The 3,772-nt window shown below is 34.0% G+C and carries 1 protein-coding gene; it reads left to right on the top strand.

The window, feature by feature from the left end:
- Window positions 1–575 precede the first annotated feature (575 nt).
- Window positions 576–1,265 (top strand): hypothetical protein, encoded by a 690-nt coding sequence (locus AC29Z1_RS14955; RefSeq protein WP_488272256.1) that lies wholly within the window; start codon window positions 576–578, stop codon window positions 1,263–1,265.
- Window positions 1,266–3,772 lie beyond the last annotated feature (2,507 nt).

Below are 3,772 nucleotides of genomic sequence, written 5' to 3'. Positions count from 1 at the left end.
GAATGTTTGGTAGCAGACATATCAGGACTGGTGAATTTAGTCATGTAGTGATACCTGGCATAGGTATGCTAGACGAAAACGAATCATGGCAATATTTTGGCGAGTATACATTGAAGAGCAACGCTAATAATATTCACAACTCAAAGGAAAAAATTTCCCCAAGGCATGGAAAAAAGTAAAGAGTAAGAATAATGATATATAACAATAACTATATAAACAATAATGATTAAAACAATAATGATATTAAAATATAAATATAGGTACTTTTTTCCTTGTTTGGTTGTATTTTTTTTCTTGGTTGGTCGTCCAGGTCTTCGCTATCGCTTGACCTGTCCGACGCGCCTGGCGCAATTAGTTTTTCATGGTCAAGGATAATATTTTCCTTGTTGGTTGTTTTGGGCGCGCTACGCGCGCCCTTATATCGGATCAAAACAATTTCTTCTTGTTGATTGTTTCCGCCCCTTCAATATAAAAAATTAGACAGGTTGGCTGATTAGGCCGCCTGTCTGTTGTGCTTTTTGTAGCAAAAAAATATTGACAAGTTGTCAATATATATCAGAAAGGAGAAGATTTGCGTGACCAAAAAACACAAAGGTTTTATCCAATTGTCTAGGGATATTTTGAACGATGATATTTTGAAACAAAACGGATCGGTGGTGAAGGTTTATCTGTATTTGTTATTAAAGATCAATCACTCAGATGTAGAGAAAAACGGCAAAACGTACAAACAGAACGAACATATCACGACATATGAACGGATACAAGATGACTTACACCTTGGTTCGGAATCGGTATCAAAGGCATTAAAATACCTGGCAGAAAATGGCTATATAAAAATCATAGAAGGTACAGGTAGAGGTACTCATATTAGGGTTGCCGCCGATGACGAAGAAAAAGAAAAATTCAAGCAAGAATACCAGCCAAAACAGAAACAAAATAAAAAGTCCTCTGAGAGGACAAACAGGGAAAAACAGAATTTTGTTGTTAATAATATTATAACAAAAACCAAGGAAAAGTCAACAGAGAATGAGGAATTGATAGAACAATTCAAACAAATGTCACAGGAACAAAGATTAGGCATGTTTGCTTTTATTTTTCGGCGGCAAGTTAATAACCAACTAAAACAGTCGGAAATAATCGATTACATCAAAAAGGCAAGCGATGAAACATTAGTCAAGATGTATCAATACCTTACGTCTAGGCCAAAACATGACATAATGACATTGGACGAATTCGCCCAAAAAGCGTTGAATATACCTGACTAATAAGTTGGTTATCTCTTCGATTTTCGAAGAATTAATACTAATTTACTCTTCGATTTTCGAAGAGAAAAAACACCTTTATTCTTCGATTTTCGAAGTGTTTATTCTTCGATTTTCGAAGAATTATCTCTTCGATTTTCGAAGTACAACAATAATGATATAACAATAATTATAAACAATAAATATATTATTATATTACTTCGTAATAATATAAGTTTTGGGCAGGTTTAATTATGCCTTGATTTGGTTTTATTTTTTTCATGAGAAGATTGCCTGTCCCTGCTTCCGCTTACGCTTCAGCATGTCCAGGCAATGCGCTTCGCGCATTATTTTTTTTATCAAGGGTAAGAGATTATTCTTGTTTGGTTGATTATTGGGGCGCGCAGGGCGCGCCCTTATATCAGACTAAAATAATTTCTTCATGTTGATTGTTTCCGCCCCTTCGGGGCGATAAAACTATCACCTTGATTTGTTTAAATACTTATTTTTAAAATAAAATTATTATTAAAAAAAATAATATAAAATAATTCTTATTGTTTGCCCTTCAGGGCTTCGCCCTTCTGGGCAATAGATTATATTTTTCACCTTGATTTGGTTTTATTCTTCTGGTTGATATGGAAAATCTTATAGCCTTGTTTTGGTCGTTCTCTTATATAGATGAAAATGGAAGTTTACATAAAAATAAAATGTATAATCAATATGTTTAAAGATATTCTGATAAAATGGATTAAATCAAATAATGAGGAATTATTTAAAATTGATAAATTAAAGACAATTAAAAGTCGTATAGAGTGCAACATATTTAACACCCTATGATAATTCCGAGTAAATTGCTAGGAAATAAAATAATAATAATTGTTAATAGAAAGTAAAAATAAAGTTAACAAAATAAACATATTATTAATTGTTTTAATTCCGACTAAAATAATAGGAAATAATTTCTGACTGACCAGTCCAATACCATGCGTTGGGAAATAAAAAATATTTCCCAAAATTATTACCTAGTACCAAAAAGTATCTGTATAATACTGATACATGTTCCAGGGTAGACCTCTTTTATTTGCCTGTTTTTATGCTATTTTTTCATGTTTAAACGTTATTTTTTCAGGTTGTATTTTGCGGTAAAGGGTTTTATATTAACCACTATTTACAACCTTAAAAAATCGCATATTTTTTTATTTTCGATGCTTAAATTCGTTGATATTATCTAATAAACAAGCAAAAACAGCCGAAAAAGTATTTGCACATTTTGCTTATTCGTGATTGCTTGTTGTTGCTTGTTTTTTCTCTTGTTTGCAAGGGTAAAAATAACAGTTTTATCACAAAAAAAGCAGGGGTAAGGGTATTATATTAACCTGTGACAAAAAACCTGCTGTAGGGCTTGCTACGGTTCTAAAGGTTCTTAAAGAAACTTTAGAACATACCCCGTAAACAATCCTTACGGGGGGTATTGAGACGACAGGCAAAAGTATGATGTTTATGAAGATAGGTTTAAGACATTTACCAGTAAAGAAATTATTGCTAATGTTCTAAAGGTAGGAGATCTACCTTTAGAAATTGTCAAAGGAAAAACCAACATCATCATTGCTGGGCAGGTTTTCTCAATACCAAACCGTGGTTTGCGTCTTTTTCCGCATAGTACTTATTTTGTTTCTAATATTTATTCATTAATTTTGCATATTTAAAACACATATTCATGTATAAAACCAACAGCCAGGCATATGATTTTGCCTGTTTTTGTACTGTAGAATGTGGACATTTTGCTTGTTTTTGTTCATGCTGTTGGTTATTATGTCCGATAATATTGTTTATGTTAAATTGCTCTATACCTGGTATACAGAGTCACGAAGGGGTTTGTTGTTAACTTATGTTGTTATTATGTTAATAATCCCTGTTAAAAGCCAGGGGGGTAAGTTTCTGGTATCCAATGTCGGGTACCTGGCACAACAGGCGGCGGTATTAAGGACAGGGAAGGTGTTTGTAGTGATTTTCCCTTCGTTTTTCCGTCATTCAGCGGTTTTTTCATTACAGGTTTTTCTATTGGTATATTTCCATTGTGTATTTACATATGGTATAATATTGCGCAAGGAGGGAAAAAGGTCAGCCTATCAGCTAAATCACATATATGTGCAATAGGTAGCTTCTGCTTCCCAAGCCGTGGGTCGCGGGTTCGAATCCCGTTGCCCGCTCCAGTAAAATCAAGCTTTCTAAGCCTGTGGTGCTACCGGGTCAGTGGTCAACATGGTGCTACGGTGGTGCAACGGGTGCAAAAAACTGTTAAAATTAGAGACGGACTTCCTAACAGGAAATTCGTCTTTTATTTGGCTTTATAATCAATGTTGGGGTAAAGCATAAAGTGTAGTGGAGCAGGGGATATACCTACCCTGCTTTTCCCTTTATTTATTAGGAGTTAGCGATATATAAAATCCTATTGGCAATAACAGATGGTAATTGGGGCTTGGGATAGGAGACAATACCAAAATATCTCATAACAGTGGTTACAGAACAAT

The sequence above is a fragment of the Sporomusa sp. genome (genome assembly GCF_057736855.1).
This window is presented reverse-complemented; position numbering and strand designations above follow the sequence as displayed.